This window comes from Ruegeria sp. I3, from assembly GCF_056532525.1.
The window spans coordinates 235,057-247,589 of the sequence record NZ_JBQFNI010000005.1 but is presented as its reverse complement, the minus strand read 5'-3'; the positions used below and the strand labels follow the sequence as shown (position 1 = coordinate 247,589).

General features: G+C 56.7%; 12 protein-coding genes. 9 read left to right on the top strand and 3 right to left on the bottom strand.

Annotated features, from left to right (window positions below; all coding sequences use genetic code 11):
• Positions 1-92: 92 nt before the first annotated feature.
• Complete coding sequence (gene hemC / locus ACR0L9_RS15315; RefSeq protein WP_480896001.1) at positions 93-1,049, bottom strand: hydroxymethylbilane synthase; 957 nt, start codon at positions 1,047-1,049, stop codon at positions 93-95.
• A gap of 107 nt (positions 1,050-1,156) precedes the next feature.
• Between hemC and hemE the strand changes: the two genes are divergently transcribed.
• On the top strand, positions 1,157-2,191 hold the full coding sequence (gene hemE, locus ACR0L9_RS15310) for a uroporphyrinogen decarboxylase (RefSeq protein WP_480896000.1): 1,035 nt from the start codon (positions 1,157-1,159) through the stop codon (positions 2,189-2,191).
• Positions 2,192-2,249: 58 nt separating this feature from the next.
• On the opposite strand, the gene ACR0L9_RS15305 is transcribed toward hemE, so the two are convergent.
• Positions 2,250-3,344 (bottom strand): CaiB/BaiF CoA transferase family protein, encoded by a 1,095-nt coding sequence (locus ACR0L9_RS15305; RefSeq protein ID WP_480571380.1) that lies wholly within the window; start codon positions 3,342-3,344, stop codon positions 2,250-2,252.
• Between the two features lie 155 nt (positions 3,345-3,499).
• Between ACR0L9_RS15305 and ACR0L9_RS15300 the strand changes: the two genes are divergently transcribed.
• The 7 genes from ACR0L9_RS15300 (at position 3,500) to uvrC (ending at position 10,793) form a co-directional block, all read left to right on the top strand.
• The gene (locus ACR0L9_RS15300; RefSeq protein ID WP_170395597.1) at positions 3,500-4,015 is read left to right on the top strand and encodes an SRPBCC family protein; all 516 of its coding nucleotides are present in this window, start codon (positions 3,500-3,502) and stop codon (positions 4,013-4,015) included.
• 91 nt (positions 4,016-4,106) lie between these two features.
• On the top strand, positions 4,107-5,036 hold the full coding sequence (locus ACR0L9_RS15295; protein WP_170395599.1) for an ABC transporter ATP-binding protein: 930 nt from the start codon (positions 4,107-4,109) through the stop codon (positions 5,034-5,036).
• Complete coding sequence (locus tag ACR0L9_RS15290) at positions 5,033-5,794, top strand: ABC transporter permease (RefSeq protein ID WP_170395601.1); 762 nt, start codon at positions 5,033-5,035, stop codon at positions 5,792-5,794. Before ACR0L9_RS15295 ends, ACR0L9_RS15290 begins: the two co-directional genes overlap by 4 nt.
• A gap of 104 nt (positions 5,795-5,898) precedes the next feature.
• Positions 5,899-6,696 carry a S49 family peptidase gene (locus tag ACR0L9_RS15285; protein ID WP_170395603.1) on the top strand — a complete coding sequence of 266 codons (798 nt, stop codon included), beginning with the start codon at positions 5,899-5,901 and terminating at the stop codon, positions 6,694-6,696.
• Between the two features lie 168 nt (positions 6,697-6,864).
• Positions 6,865-7,827, top strand: a complete 963-nt coding sequence (locus tag ACR0L9_RS15280) for a calcium/sodium antiporter (protein WP_170395605.1) — start codon at positions 6,865-6,867, stop codon at positions 7,825-7,827.
• A 21-nt stretch (positions 7,828-7,848) separates the two neighbouring features.
• A complete protein-coding gene (locus tag ACR0L9_RS15275) occupies positions 7,849-8,628 on the top strand; it encodes an SDR family oxidoreductase (RefSeq protein WP_170395607.1) in 780 nt (259 codons plus the stop codon).
• A 290-nt stretch (positions 8,629-8,918) separates the two neighbouring features.
• Positions 8,919-10,793 carry an excinuclease ABC subunit UvrC gene (gene uvrC / locus ACR0L9_RS15270; protein ID WP_480895997.1) on the top strand — a complete coding sequence of 625 codons (1,875 nt, stop codon included), beginning with the start codon at positions 8,919-8,921 and terminating at the stop codon, positions 10,791-10,793.
• Here the strand turns inward: uvrC and ACR0L9_RS15265 are convergent.
• On the bottom strand, positions 10,790-11,674 hold the full coding sequence (locus ACR0L9_RS15265) for a DMT family transporter (protein ID WP_480895996.1): 885 nt from the start codon (positions 11,672-11,674) through the stop codon (positions 10,790-10,792). The two genes, uvrC and ACR0L9_RS15265, sit on opposite strands and share 4 nt — an antisense overlap.
• A gap of 190 nt (positions 11,675-11,864) precedes the next feature.
• Between ACR0L9_RS15265 and pgsA the strand changes: the two genes are divergently transcribed.
• Positions 11,865-12,533 carry a CDP-diacylglycerol--glycerol-3-phosphate 3-phosphatidyltransferase gene (gene pgsA, locus ACR0L9_RS15260; RefSeq protein WP_170395613.1) on the top strand — a complete coding sequence of 223 codons (669 nt, stop codon included), beginning with the start codon at positions 11,865-11,867 and terminating at the stop codon, positions 12,531-12,533.

Below are 12,533 nucleotides of genomic sequence, written 5' to 3'. Positions count from 1 at the left end.
TCGAGATCGACCTTCTATCCCTATATTTAACGAATTCGGCGGGGTAGACAGTGAAGAAGTTCACATTACCCTGAAATTGTTTAAATTTTTTCTTAGCGCCAGTCGAAAAACCCTGGTCCGGCCTGTTTCAGCAGAGAGGCGGCCATTGTCTGACCCAGTTTTGCTCCATCTTCGAGCGCCCCGGTGGCTTCTTCGCTGATCGCCTCGGAACCGTCCGGGCGCAGAACTTCTCCTCGCAAAGCAAGTTGGCCATCCTGAACTTGCGCCAAACCGGCGATCGGTGTTTCGCATGAGCCATCCAGCCCGGCCAGCAGGCTGCGTTCAGCCGCAAGGCGTTGGCTTGTTTCGACATGATGAATCGCCGCCAGCATCTCGGCGGTGCGGTTATCGTCGCTGCGCCGTTCAATGCCGATGGTGCCCTGCGCAATGGCAGGTAGCATGTCATCAGGTGATATGGCAGTCGCGGGGACGTCTTTCATATCCAAGCGGCGCAATCCGGCCATGGCCAAAAAGGTACAATCGGCCACGCCATCGGCCAGCTTCTTCAGGCGAGTCTGAACATTGCCGCGAAACTCGACCACATTCAGATCGGGCCGCCGGTTCAGCAACTGTGCCCGACGGCGCAGCGAAGACGTCCCGACAACCGCGCCTTCGGGCAAGTCGTGAATCGAACTCAGCGTCGGAGAGATAAAGGCATCGCGCACGTCTTCACGCGGCAGAAAAGTATCCAGCACCAGCCCATCAGGCTGTTCGACCGGCATGTCCTTGGTCGAATGCACGGCGACATCAATCTCGCCCTTCAGCATCGCCTCTTCGATTTCCTTGGTGAACAGACCCTTGTTGCCAATCTCTTTCAGCGGTCGGTCCGCATCGATCATCGCGCGGTTGTCGCCGGTGGTCTTGATCACCACGATCTCGAACGCATCTTCTGGAAGGTCGAAAGCGGCACCAAGCCTCTGACGGGTTTCATAAGCCTGCGCCAGCGCCAGCGGAGATCCACGGGTGCCGATTTTCAGAGGCGATGCGGGGGTAGGCAATGTAAGACTCATGTGCACAGCTTTAGTCGCGTCACATTGCCCTGACAATGGGGGCAGAGCTTGACAAATTGCCACTGAGGGCCGACGCGTTGCACCAAACCGGAACACTGGGGGCACGAATGGCCGAGACAAAGAAATTGCTACGGGCGCTGGCGGGGGAAGTGCAGGATGTGCCGCCGATCTGGATGATGCGACAGGCTGGGAGGTATTTGCCTGAATATCGTGCAACGCGCGCACAGGCCGGAGATTTCCTGTCTCTTTGCTATAACCCAAAGCTTGCCGCCGAAGTCACCCTTCAGCCTATTCGCCGCTACGGCTTTGATGCCGCGATCCTGTTTGCTGATATCCTGCTTGTGCCGCAGGCGCTGGGTGCGGATTTGTGGTTTGTCACCGGCGAAGGTCCTCGCCTTTCGACAATTACACGGCAGTCGGAGTTTGATGCGCTGAAGCCCGTTGATGCAATTCATGAGACGCTTTCTCCGGTGTATGAAACCGTGCGCATCCTTTCTCGCGAGCTTCCTTCTGAGACTACTTTGATTGGCTTTGCTGGCGCGCCCTGGACAGTGGCGACCTACATGATCGCCGGACGGGGCACCCCGGATCAGGGGCCAGCCCATGCACTGCGCGAAGAAAACACTGCGCTGTTCGAGGCGCTGTTGGATCGGATCACGGCCGCGACAATTGAATACTTGTCAGCTCAGATCGAAGCTGGGGCCGAGGTTGTCAAAATATTTGATAGTTGGGCAGGATCATTGAAGGGCGAAGCGTTTCAGAAATACGCCGTAGAACCCTGTCGCGAGATTACTGCCGCCATAAAGGCCCGCCATCCGGGCATTCCCGTGATAGGTTTCCCACGCGAAGCGGATCAGGGTTACATCGGTTTCGCCAAGGCCACCGGTGTGGATTGTGTCGCGCTGGACAATTCTGTGTCGCCCGAATGGGCTGCTGCGAATGTGCAAGTCGATGGGTGTGTGCAGGGCAATCTGGCTTCATCGAATATGGTGACAGGCGGGCAAGCGCTTGTCGATGAGACGCGGCGGATTGTCGAAGCCTTCTCAAAAGGACCGCATATCTTCAATTTGGGTCATGGTATTACGCCAGATGCGGACCCTGAGAACGTTCAATTGATGATCGATACGGTGCGCGGGCGGTAAGCCTGGCGAGGGGGCCAGCCCCCTCTTGGCCTGCGGCCAATTCACCCCCGAGGTATTTTTAGCCAGATGAAGCGGGAGGAAGTTCGTTCAAAATCTCATTTGTATGCTCTCCGCGTTTGGGGCTGGGCCGCGGTTGCCAGTTGTAGGTTGAGAATCTAGGAGCGGCTGCGGCTTGACGTGTTTCGTCGTGGTCGACCCATGTTTGGCGAGCCGAATTCATGGGGTGATCTCGTGCTTCTTGTGGACTTAGGACCGGCGCAACGCAGGCGTCTGTCCCCTGGAATAGCGCCGCCCATTCGTCGCGCGGTTTTCTGGCAAAGATTTCGCTCAACCGTTCCGTCAGGTTGGGCCAAGCGGTCTGGTCGTATTGCTGAGCGAACTCCGCATCATCGCTGAGCCCGAGGATGTCCAGAAAGTGAGCATAGAATTTTGGCTCTAGACACTGAACTGAGATGAAGCCGCCATCTGCGCAGGCGTAGGTTCGGCTCCAATGCGGTCCGTCAAGCAGGCTTTGACCCCGGGTGTCGGACAGGTTGCCGGTTTGGCGCAGGCTCATCAGCAAATTCATCATGTGTGCCGAGCCATCGTAGATGGCGGCGTCCACCACCGTGCCTTTGCCTGTACTTCGGGCATTCAAAAGCCCGGCGAGCAGACCTGCAACCAGATACATCGCACCACCGCCGATATCCCCGACTAGTGTTGCGGGCGTCAAAGGCGGTTGGCCGGGCGGCGACGCGTAGGATAAAGCCCCTGAAAGGGCAATATAGTTGAGATCATGGCCCGCTGTCTCAGAAAGTGGGCTATGCTGCCCCCAGCCTGTCATTCGGCCATAGACCAGCTTTGGGTTCAGGTGATGACAGTCTTCCGGCCCCAGCCCCAGCTTTTCCATCACGCCGGGGCGAAAACCCTCGATCAGCGCATCAGCCGTTGCGATCAGCCGTTTTGCAACGCTAAGGTTCTGCGGGTCTTTGAGGTCCAGCGCAATTGATCGTTTGCCGCGATCCAGCAGCGAACGTTCAGGCATACCCGGAGTGACGGCGGACCCTTTGCGATGGATGGTAATGATATCGGCGCCCATATCCGCCAGCAGCATGGCCGCGAAGGGGGCTGGGCCCAGCCCTTCGATTTCGATGATGCGTATGCCGTGCAGCATGTCTTCCTCCTGCGGCGCAGGGTTTCTGTTGGGCGGAACGAATGCAAGCGAAGAATCCCGATCCAGTGCCTTGGTTTGAGCAAACTGGTTGCCTGCATCGATGTTTCAGGGCTAGGTCTTTGTGGTCTGCCGTAGGATTAAAAAGAGGTTGAGAGATGCAGTTAAGCGATACCCGTGAAATTCAGGCGCCGCCTGCCGCCGTTTACGCTGCGTTGCTGGACCCTGAAGTATTAAAAGCCTGCATCAGCGGCGCGCAGGAGATTACCGGTGATCCAACCGAGGGGTATAATGCGACCGTGGTGCAAAAGGTTGGCCCTGTGAAGGCGACTTTCAAAGGCACAGTGACCATGTCCGACATGATTGAGCCCGAACGCCTGACCATCGCAGGTGAGGGCAAGGGGGGCGCTGCAGGCTTTGCCAAGGGAAGCGCAGATGTAACCTTCGCGCCCAGCGAGGCTGGTGGCACCCTTCTGACCTACGAGGTCGAGGCTAAGGTTGGTGGCAAACTGGCTCAGCTGGGCAGCCGCCTGATTGATGGGTTTGCCAAGAAGATGGCCGATCAGTTTTTCGCCAATCTTCAAGAATATTTCGAAGGTCCGCCACCGCAAGAAGACGCTGCCGAAGAAGAGACCAAGTCAGGCTGGCTAGGTCGCCTGACGGGACGAGACTGAACCCTGCGCACACGCGCATGGCACTGTGCGGAATTGGACTGTTCCACGATGGTCCGTCGCGATAGGTTGCGGGGTCAGAACGAGGGTACGCATGACGACCATATTGTCGATCCGGGATTTGCGGAAGTCTTATGCCGATGGGTTTGAGGCGCTGAAAGGTGTGTCTCTGGACATTGAAGAAGGTGAGATTCTAGCGCTGTTGGGCCCCAATGGGGCGGGTAAAACAACGCTGATCTCGACTGTGTGCGGTATTACCACGCCGACTTCGGGCTCGGTCACCGTAGGTGGCCATGACATCCAGACCGAGTATCGCGCAGCCCGCAAGATGATTGGGCTGGTGCCGCAGGAAATCGCGCTGGAACCGTTCGAGAAGGTCTGGAACACTGTCCGCTTTTCGCGCGGGCTGTTCGGTCATAGCGGAGACAACGCCAGGATCGAGGAAATCCTGCGCAAGCTGTCCCTATGGGACAAACGCCGTAACGCAATCAAAGAACTATCCGGAGGCATGAAGCGACGTGTGCTGATCGCGAAAGCCTTGGCGCATGAGCCAAGGGTGCTGTTTCTGGATGAACCCACCGCCGGCGTAGATGTCGAGCTACGTAAGGACATGTGGGAGATCGTGGCCGAATTGAAGCAGGCTGGTGTCACCATCATCCTGACCACTCACTACATCGAGGAAGCCGAGGCAATCGCCGACCGTGTGGGTGTCATCGACAAGGGTGAGCTTTTGCTCGTGCAGGACAAAGACACATTGATGGCGCAGATGGGCAAAAAGCAGATTGAGGTCATGTTGACCGAGCCCATTTTATCGGTTCCCGACGTTCTGTCCGATCATCAACTGACGCTCAACGGTGCAGGCGATGCGCTGATCTATACTTACGACACCAATGCCGAGCGCACGGGCATCACCACTCTTCTCAATGATGTTGCACAGGCCGGTCTAGTGCTGCGTGATGTGCAGACGCGGCAATCGAGCCTTGAAGAGATTTTCGTCAACCTCGTGTCCGGAGAACCCGCATGAACTGGTCCGCTATTACTGCCATCTACCGGTTTGAAATGGCCCGATTCTTTCGCACACTGGCGCAGAGTTTTTTGTCTCCGGTCCTGTCGACCTCGCTTTATTTCGTGGTGTTTGGCACTGCCATCGGCAGTCGCATTCAAGAGATCGAAGGCGTGTCCTACGGGGCCTTCATTGTGCCGGGTCTGATCATGTTGTCCGTAGTGATGCTGTCAATCTCGAACGCGTCCTTTGGCATCTACTTCCCCAAATTCTTGGGTACGATTTATGAGTTACTTTCAGCTCCCATCAATTTCATCGAGATTGTGATTGGCTATGTGGGCGCGGCCGCAACTAAGGCACTGTTTGTAGGTCTTGTCATTCTGGCCACTGCGACGTTCTTTGTGGACATTCGCATTGAACACCCGTTTGCCATGGCGGCTTTCCTGATCTTGTCTTGCCTCAGTTTCTCGCTGCTGGGGTTTATCGTGGGCATTTGGGCCGGAAATTTTGAGCAAATGTCGCTTGTCCCCCAGCTTGTTGTGACGCCCCTGATTTTTCTGGGTGGGACGTTTTACTCGATCTCGATGCTACCTCCGCTTTGGCAGACGATCACTCTGTTCAACCCTGTGGTTTATCTGATTTCCGGGTTCCGCTGGTCATTCTATGGTATCGCAGATGTCCCGATATTTTGGAGCCTTCTGGCCATACTAGCCTTCACCGGAATATGCCTCGCGATCATTGGCTGGATCTTCAAAACCGGTTGGCGCATCCGCAGCTAGGGCGTTGCATTTTTGCCCATCAGGTGTGTGAAATTGGTTCACGTCGCGTTTATGGCGCTTCGGGTCTCTTGTTTACGGCTCCGGCGCGCTCTACATCGGCTTCCATGAAACTCAGCCTGCCCTTCATGAAAAAGCCGCCACTTGTGGCCGTTGTTCGCCTGTCCGGTGCCATTGGAATGGCCGGGCGAGGGTCGATGAACGCGACCGCTCTGGCACCGGTGTTGGAGAAAGCCTTTCGCAAGGGCAAGCCCGCTGCGGTCGCGCTGGAGATCAATTCGCCGGGCGGCTCCCCCGTTCAAAGCTCATTGATCGGTGCGCGTATCCAACGGCTGGCGGAAGAGCTTAAGATCCCTGTCTACGCTTTCGTCGAAGACGTGGCGGCTTCGGGTGGATATTGGTTGGCGGTTTCAGCGGATGAGATTTGGGCCGATGACAGTTCGGTTCTGGGGTCGATCGGCGTGATATCATCGGGATTTGGCGCGCATGTTTTTCTGGCACGTCAGGGCTTTGAACGACGCGTACATACTGCCGGTCAGTCGAAATCAATGCTCGACCCGTTTGCTCCGGAAAAGAAAGAAGACATTGCACGGCTTAAAGTGCTGCTGGGCGATATCCACGAGAATTTCATAACCCATGTGAAATCTCGCCGGGACGGCAAGCTGGACAGCAGCGCTGATCTGTTCAATGGCGAGGTCTGGCTGGCCCGTCGCGCGCAACAGCTGGGCCTGATCGATGGTATTGCCCATCTAAAGCCCAAGATGCAGGAGAAGTTTGGCGACAAAGTCAGGTTCCGCCGCTATGGCCTGCGCAAACCGATCTGGTCGCGCTTCGGCGCGACGCTGGCGCAGGATGCCATAGCCGGGTTTGAGGAGCGCGCTGCCTACGCGCGTTTCGGGTTGTAGAGTGATCATCAAAGCAGTCACCTTGTTCCTGATCGCCATGGGCGTTCTGGCGATGTTCGGCAAGCTACGCTTTCCTGGACAGAAACGATTGAGTTCTGCGAAATGTCCGCGTTGTGGGCGGTTTAGGATCGGCAAAGGCCCGTGTCCTTGCGAAGAAGGAGGCCGTGGATGACGGCATGGCTGTTCTCCGGCCTCGGGCTGCTGATCCTGTTGTTGGCAGGTGACGCGCTGGTGCGTGGGGCCGTGAACCTCAGCCTGCGGTTGGGGGTTCCCGCCCTGATCGTCAGCCTGACAATCGTTGCATTTGGAACTTCGGCCCCTGAGCTGCTGATAGCAATCAGCGCCATCAAGGAAAACGCGCCGGGCATTGCGTTGGGTAACGTGGTGGGCTCGAATACAGCGAATATCTTGCTGGTTCTGGGATTGCCCGCGCTTCTGGCGACCTTGCACACAAGCGAGTGCGACAGCCGCAAGAACTACATCTTCATGCTTCTGGCGTCGGTGTTATTTATCGGGTTGGCTTTTTGCGGGGTCTTTAATCTGCTCAGCGGGGCAATTTTGCTGGCTGCGTTGGCTCTGATCCTCGGCAACGCGTTTCGCGAAGCACATGCGCACCGTAAAGCCTGTGGTGAAGCTTGTGCCGATGAGGACGAGCTTGAGGGTCTTGAGGAAGCAGATCCTGACATGCCCTATTGGAAGGTGGCGATCTACCTGATCCTCGGCTTGATCGGCCTGCCAATGGGTGCGCATCTCCTGGTCGAAAATGCGACCGTCATTGCCCGGAACTATGGTGTGAGCGAAACAGTGATCGGCCTTACGCTGATCGCGGTGGGTACGTCCCTGCCGGAACTGTCGACAACCGTCATGGCTGCCCTGAGGCGACAAGCGGATGTGGCACTGGGTAACGTCATCGGATCGAACATGTTCAATCTGCTGGCCATTGTCGGCATTACGACCTTGTTTGGGCGTATTCCCGTCGATCCTGAATTCCTGCGTTTCGATCTGTGGGTGATGCTCGGCGCGTCGCTGTTGTTGGTTCCTTTTGTGTTCTTCAAGAAAGATATCACACGCGTCTGGGGCCTGATCTTGACAGCGCTGTATGTGATCTATGTTGCAAGCCTGTTAGCCTGACCTGACGAGGAGAATGAGCCCATGACCCGAGCATTGGTGACCGGTGCCGGTAAACGCCTTGGTCGTGCCATGGCGCTGTATTTGGCGCAGCGCGGAATGGATGTCGCTGTGCACTATTCCAGTTCGGATCAGGCCGCGCGTGAAACGGTTGATGAGGTTCAGGCGCTGGGCCGAAGGTCAGTTGCGCTGCAGGCCGATCTGCTTGATGAGGGGCAAGTCAGCTCATTGCTGCCGCGTGCAGCTGAGGCGCTGGGTGGTCCGATCACCTGTCTGGTCAACAATGCATCGATATTTGAGTATGACAATATACACACAGCTACCCGCCAAAGCTGGGATCGGCATCTCGACAGCAATCTGCGCGCACCATTCGTACTGACCCAAGCCATGGCCGAGCAGGGGTTGCAGTCGGAGCTTGATGATCAGGGAGAGCCTCTGGCGATTGGGCTGATCGTGAACATGGTGGATATGCGGGTGCGTAAACTGACGCCTGAGTTCATGTCATACACGATTGCCAAGATGGGGTTGTGGGCCTTGACCCGGACTGCAGCGCAGGCTCTGACACCCGCAATCCGTGTGAACGCGATCGGCCCCGGTCCAACGCTGCAGGGTCATCGCCAAAGTGATGCTCATTTTAGCGCTCAGCGGCAGAACACGATTCTGGAGCGCGGCGCGAACCCGTCGGATATTACTGCTGCGCTGGGATACTTTCTGGACGCACATGCGGTTACGGGGCAGCTTCTTTGCGTCGATGGTGGGCAACATTTGGGTTGGCAAACACCCGATGTTCTTGGTGTAGAATAAGTAAATCTGCTGCAAGTTTTGCACTGCTCTCGTTCCTGTTATCTGAACGTTACAAAAATGTCTTAATTTTCATACACTTGTCTCAGATCAACAAATTTATCTTTTAAAAACAACACCATAATTTCCTGCCTATTTTTTGTGCAGATCAACGAATAGGCAAGGATTCAAGGGAAAATCACGATGCCCCTAAAGTTATCTGCACAGTTATCCACAGAAGTCGTGGATTTGTTTTCTCTTGATCTGAAGCGCACAAGATTGCAGCCATGGTCAGAGAATCATATCTCAGACTCATGACCGCCAGTACCGATTCCGAATCGTCGACCCAAGCCACCGGCTATGCCTGCATTCAGCGTTATGTGAAAACGCTGGACAGCTCGCCGGGTGTGTATCGGATGTTGGATGGGGACAGCCGAGTTCTTTACGTAGGTAAAGCGCGAAACCTGAAGGCGCGGGTATCGAACTACACGCGCCCGGGGCACTCGGGTCGGATCGAGAAAATGATCGCCGCAACTGCCTCGATGATGTTTCTGACCACTCGGACCGAGACCGAGGCGCTGCTGCTGGAACAGAACCTGATCAAGCAGCTCAAGCCCAAATACAACGTATTGTTGCGGGATGACAAAAGCTTCCCGAATATTCTGGTCGCCAAGGATCATGCCTTTCCGCAGATCAAAAAGCACCGAGGGGCGAAGAAAGAAAAGGGGGCTTATTTCGGCCCCTTCGCCAGTGCAGGCGCGGTGAACAGGACGCTGAACCAGCTGCAAAAGGCGTTCCTGCTGCGGAACTGTTCGGATTCCATGTTCGATAGCCGGACCCGGCCGTGTTTGCTCTATCAGATCAAGCGATGTTCTGGACCGTGCGTCGAACTGATCTCGGAAGCCGACTATCGTGAAAGCGTTAAGGATGCCGAAAGGTTCCTGTCAGGCCGATCTACCAAAGTGCAGGAAGATCTCGCCGCGCAGATGATGGCTGCCTCCGAGGCGATGGAGTTCGAACGGGCCGCCGGTTTGCGCGACCGTATCCGGGCGCTGACGCAGGTGCAGACGTCTCAGGGCATCAACCCGCGCGGCGTGGCCGAGGCCGACGTCATTGGCCTCTACATGGACAGCGGTCAAGCCTGCGTTCAGGTGTTTTTCATCCGGGCCAACCAGAACTGGGGTAACCGCGATTTCTATCCGCGCGTCGGCCCGGATGTGTCACAGGCTGAGGCGATGGAAGCGTTTCTGGGCCAATTCTACGACAATAAGGAACCACCCCGGCAGTTGATCCTGTCTGATGCGATCGAGAATGCCGATCTGATGCAGGAGGCATTGTCGGAAAAAGCTGGACGCAAGGTGGAAATCCTGGTGCCCCAACGCGGTGAAAAGCAGGAACTGATCGCTGGTGCCTTGCGCAACGCACGTGAATCGCTGGCCCGGCGGATGTCGGAAAGTGCCACGCAGGCCAAATTGCTACGCGGTGTGGCCGAGGCCTTTGATCTGGACGCGCCGCCGAACCGGATCGAGGTTTACGACAACTCTCACATTCAAGGCACCAATGCCGTGGGTGGCATGATCGTCGCGGGCCCAGAGGGGTTCATGAAAAACGCCTATCGCAAGTTCAACATCCGCGGCGATGATCTAACCCCCGGCGATGACTTCGGCATGATGAAAGAGGTCCTGACCCGCCGTTTCACACGCCTGCAAAAGGATGATCCGGATCGGGACAAGGGGCATTGGCCCGATCTGCTGCTGATCGACGGTGGTGCAGGGCAGGTGAGCGCCGTGAATGAGATCATGGCCCAGCACGGGGTCGAGGATATCCCGATGGTCGGTGTCGCCAAGGGTGTCGATCGCGATCACGGCAAGGAAGAATTCCACCGCATCGGGCAGCGCCCTTTTGCGCTGAAACGCAACGATCCCATATTGTACTTTATCCAGCGCTTGCGGGATGAGGCACATCGCTTTGCCATCGGCACCCATCGCGCGAAACGCGCCAAGGCGGTTGGTGCAACGCCACTGGACGAAATCCCCGGCGTCGGGGCCGCGCGCAAACGCGCCCTGCTGACTCATTTCGGCAGCGCCAAAGCGGTGAGCCGAGCCAATTTGGCGGATCTTAAAGCCGTCGAGGGGATTTCAGCCGGGTTGGCGCAGAAGGTCTATGACTTCTTCCATGACAAGGGCTAGGCTTTTCGCCCCCGCCAAAGGATATAGAGGCCCGACGCCACGATGAGGGCGCAGCCAATCCACATGGTCTGATCCAATCGCTCGCCAAACATCACCACGCCCAAGCCGATACCGAACAACAGCCGCGAATAGCGAAACGGCGTCACAGATGAGACCTCGCCGGTGCGCATCGCCTTCATCAGCGCGGCATAGGCCATGACTCCCATCACAATCGCCCCGCCCATGTGCAGGCTGACATTAGGCGTCAGAGTTTGCAGCGATGTTCCTTCCCAGAATCGATAAGCCAAACCCGCGACAATGATGCAGAGGAAGCCATAGAACCCCAGAACCTCAGTGCCCAGTGTTGCGGGCGCGGCGCGGCTGGCCAGATCGCGCCCCGCAAAGCCGAGCATCCCCAGCACGGCAAGGATTGACAGGGCCGAGAAGCTGTCTCCGGTCGGTTGGATGATGATCACAACGCCAACAAGACCGATCAAAATGGCGCTCCATCGCCGCCAGCCGACGGATTCACCAAAGAACAACGCGGCCCCTGCGACGACAACCAGTGGTGTGGCCTGAAGGATCACCGTAGCCGAGGACAGTGGCGTCAAAGCGATCGCCAATACATAGAAAAGCCGTCCAAGGATCTCGAAGACCACACGTACCTTCATCGGGCGCGACAACACGTCGGGCTGGAACAGACGCGTGCTACGTACTGTGGCAACCGCTGCGTAGATTACTGCACCGCCCGCACCGAAGAGAACAAGCACTTGCCAGATCGGGATCGACGCCGAAGCCGCCTTAAGCAGCGCATCCTCCAGCGCGAAAAGTGCCATTGCGGCGACCATCCAGGCGCTGCCGATCAGATTTGACCGGGGATCGGTTTGAATATGCGGTGTCATGTCAGCTCTGGGGTGTTGTCTGGTTGGCCAGCCGACAATCTGACGCCAAAGCAATCAAGTGCCAAGATGAAACCTGTAATGTGACCACCACTGCGACGCTTTGACTTTTAAGACAGCAAACGCTTGTGCTGGGTCAGTTTTTTAAGACCCTGTCTTTTCTGTCTTGAACCGGCGATGTAGGGTCCTAGCCATGAAATGGAACCTGCCGAATATTCTGACTGTACTGCGCCTTGTGGCGGCCCCCGGTCTCGCCGTGATGTTTCTGTATTTCACCCGTCCCTATGCGGATTGGTTTGCTTTGATTCTGTTCCTGTCAGCGGCGATCACCGATTGGTTCGACGGGTATCTGGCGCGCGCCTGGAAACAGGAAACGAAGATTGGCGCCATGCTGGATCCCATTGCCGACAAGGCAATGGTGGTAATCGCGCTGATGATATTGGTGGGCTATTCGACTGAACACTGGACACCATGGCTGGTCCTGCCCGCGACAGTGATCCTGTTTCGCGAAGTCTTTGTCTCAGGCTTGCGAGAGTATCTGGGCGATGTGGCCGGAACCCTGAAGGTCACCAAGCTGGCCAAGTGGAAAACGACGGCACAGATGGTAGCGATCGCGATCCTGTTCTCGCAGGGGATATTCGAGCACCATTTTGTGATGGCCACGTTTGGCATGGATGCGACAACCATTGATCAGGTTCTGGCAGGGCAGGTCGAGGACCTGAACAACATCCGCTGGCATCTTGAGGCCATGTTCTGGTCAGGTCGTATCGGGCTATGGCTGCTCTGGATTGCCGCGACGCTGACATTGATCACGGGCTATGACTACCTACGTAAAGCCATGCCCCACCTGAAGGAGAGCTAA

Coding starts and splice junctions, on each gene's coding strand:
- ACR0L9_RS15280 (WP_170395605.1), top strand. CDS start 6,865: ATGACGGCATGGCTGTTCTCCGGCCTCGGGCTGCTGATCCTGTTGTTG.
- ACR0L9_RS15275 (WP_170395607.1), top strand. CDS start 7,849: ATGACCCGAGCATTGGTGACCGGTGCCGGTAAACGCCTTGGTCGTGCC.
- ACR0L9_RS15295 (WP_170395599.1), top strand. CDS start 4,107: ATGACGACCATATTGTCGATCCGGGATTTGCGGAAGTCTTATGCCGAT.
- ACR0L9_RS15285 (WP_170395603.1), top strand. CDS start 5,899: ATGAAACTCAGCCTGCCCTTCATGAAAAAGCCGCCACTTGTGGCCGTT.
- uvrC (WP_480895997.1), top strand. CDS start 8,919: ATGACCGCCAGTACCGATTCCGAATCGTCGACCCAAGCCACCGGCTAT.
- hemE (WP_480896000.1), top strand. CDS start 1,157: ATGGCCGAGACAAAGAAATTGCTACGGGCGCTGGCGGGGGAAGTGCAG.
- ACR0L9_RS15305 (WP_480571380.1), bottom strand. CDS start 3,344: ATGCTGCACGGCATACGCATCATCGAAATCGAAGGGCTGGGCCCAGCC.
- ACR0L9_RS15265 (WP_480895996.1), bottom strand. CDS start 11,674: ATGACACCGCATATTCAAACCGATCCCCGGTCAAATCTGATCGGCAGC.
- pgsA (WP_170395613.1), top strand. CDS start 11,865: ATGAAATGGAACCTGCCGAATATTCTGACTGTACTGCGCCTTGTGGCG.
- hemC (WP_480896001.1), bottom strand. CDS start 1,049: ATGAGTCTTACATTGCCTACCCCCGCATCGCCTCTGAAAATCGGCACC.
- ACR0L9_RS15290 (WP_170395601.1), top strand. CDS start 5,033: ATGAACTGGTCCGCTATTACTGCCATCTACCGGTTTGAAATGGCCCGA.
- ACR0L9_RS15300 (WP_170395597.1), top strand. CDS start 3,500: ATGCAGTTAAGCGATACCCGTGAAATTCAGGCGCCGCCTGCCGCCGTT.